Below are 2,426 nucleotides of genomic sequence, written 5' to 3'. Positions count from 1 at the left end.
TCGCTTACTTGCCCAATTGTTAGATATGAATCATTATTATAGAAAAAAGTATGCCGTTCGAATTCTTCTTTTGGGATAAAATACCTCTTATCTGAAGGTATTTTAAAAACATTTGAGAAAGTCTTCTTTTTGATAAGCTTTAAGACAGCTGAAGTTGGAATGTTTAGTATTTTACTTATATCTTTTGTGGTATAAGAAGTTTCTTTTTTCTTTAGTAAGTTACTAAAAGAAATTACATCCTTTTTTGAAATATAATAGTTTTGACCTAATTTAATTGAATTTGGAAATGCTCCCAGTTTTAATAACATACGGGTTTTCTGCAAGGAAATATTTAATTTTTGGCTGACTTTAGAGCTAGGGTAGTGTGTTATTAAAACACTATTTTCTTTGAATTTTATAATTCCATCCTCTGTGATTCGCATTTCTTTTTTTGAAATCCATTTTGCATTTAAATGCCCGTTACTAATAAGTTTGTATACAGTTGAACGAGATAAAGATAATTGTTCAGCTGTTTCTTTCACTGTGAAATATCGCATATAAAATCTCCTTAAGTGTTTATGATAATTTAAAACTTAATCTCTTTATACACATAGAGTTGATTTAGATAATATTCTAAATTAGTTTTCATTCTCTTAGTATTTGCCATATAGTCGAGTGAACTAGATATATTATCATCTCCTCTTAGAAGAGCAACATCTTGGGGATTTTTAGCGACTTCTGCAAGCATATTTGTGAAAATCCCTCTGCCTATATGTGTAGACCAATCAGTATTACTTAGAGCGATAGATGCAATTTTGTCATTCGGATCTTGAGAACTTTTTAAATAATTTATAAAGGCAAGCTTGGCTTTCTTAAAGTAGTAACGGTAACTAGCTCCAGTCATTGGCATACCTGTTTTATTAATAAAAACAGCATTAATATTGGAGTCTTTTATATATTGTTGGTAGTGCAATATATATAATTGCTTTAACCAATCCCTGAAACCTAGTACCAGTTGATCTCTTGGTTTTTTAACATAACTTGAGCCAGAACCATCTTTAATATCAATTCGATTCAAATTATTTTGAACATTTAAAAGTAAACCATCTTGACCATAAGGACCAATGAGTTTAATATCTGAGGTTCTAATATTTACAACTTCTCCACTACGTAAGCCACCAAATACTTGCATATAAACTCCCAAGGCAATGGGATTTGCTACCTCAAATACTATTTCTAAAAATCTTAAAATATAAATGTGTGGTATGTCATGTTCAATATTGTTTTTTTCTGATGAAGGGACAATAATACTTTCAAGGTGAGTGTTAATATAATCTGAGATAGAATTTTTAGAACTAATTAAATGCTCATTATTTATCGATAGATTACTGACCAGATTATTTTTGGAAAGGTAGACGAAAAACTCTTTTATAGTACGCTGATAACTTAGAACGGTTACTCTAGATTTTCCTTCCAAAGTCAAATTGTTTAAGAAACTAATTGCATGCTCGAAATGTAAATGTTCTAGAGAATATAATTTGTAACTTTTTTGTTTTTTTAAAAGGAAATTTAAGAACACTGCCAAATTTTGTGTGTGAATTTTCATTGTATTATATGACTTATGTTTCCATTTAGAAAATATAAAATCTGTTAGAGGATGCATAACAGGCTGTTTAGTTACGGCTGTTTTTATTGCTAATGTAGCATGTTGCTTTTGCATAGGTGTTCCTTGTGAATTCCTCCCAATCCTAATCCAAACAGGATGCATAATAAATTTTATTTTCGCTGTTATATCCTCATTAAAAGGAATAATATTATTTTCTCTAGCTATAAATTTTTTTATATAGAGCACCCCCTATATATTAATAAGTGATGAATTAGTTGTTCATGTTGATTATAAATAATCATTTCTATATTGGGAATAGTTAATTATTTATGTGCATAAATGGTTTTCAAAATTCTATTATATCTATGATTATCTTAATAATAGAGCACATAAATGAAAGAGTAATGTATATAAAGATGATGGGATATATTGTTTAATGAATTAGAAAAGAGTAGTATGTGACGATCTCCTTATTGGTCGGATGATTTGAAAATTGTGAAATCCTTATGGATATTACTATTAAGATGTTCCTAGCTGAAATGATTTTATAGTTCATCATTAATACATTAGAAGAAAGGAGAGAAAAAATGAATAAATAAGATAATTTCTTCTATAGAAGAGATGAAGAAAGAATTTAATGCCAGTTTAATATTTAATTCTACACAATCGACAATATAGGCTTTATAGATATTTGTATCTGCTAATCTTTCTGAGGAGTATTATAAGTTGAAAATTATAGTTATGATTTTTGTAAGATTTAATAAATAATTTTCTATACTTGGGATTGTGAATTTTAATGATATAAGTATGTATAAAAAATATCTATTTTTAATGTAAGGGA

General features: G+C 28.0%; 2 protein-coding genes. Both read right to left on the bottom strand.

Annotated features, from left to right (window positions below; all coding sequences use genetic code 11):
* On the bottom strand, positions 1-536 hold a 536-nt coding region (locus tag MR107_RS29665; RefSeq protein WP_242293119.1), incomplete at its 3' end, for a helix-turn-helix domain-containing protein.
* Positions 537-565: 29 nt separating this feature from the next.
* Complete coding sequence (locus tag MR107_RS29660; protein WP_242293118.1) at positions 566-1,831, bottom strand: site-specific integrase; 1,266 nt, start codon at positions 1,829-1,831, stop codon at positions 566-568.
* Positions 1,832-2,426: the final 595 nt, after the last annotated feature.

It is taken from the genome of Bacillus cereus group sp. BfR-BA-01441 (assembly GCF_022663075.1).
Lineage (GTDB): Bacteria > Bacillota > Bacilli > Bacillales > Bacillaceae_G > Bacillus_A > Bacillus_A cereus.
The sequence above is the reverse complement of the archived record's forward strand: the minus strand, read 5'-3'. Positions and strand labels throughout refer to the sequence as shown.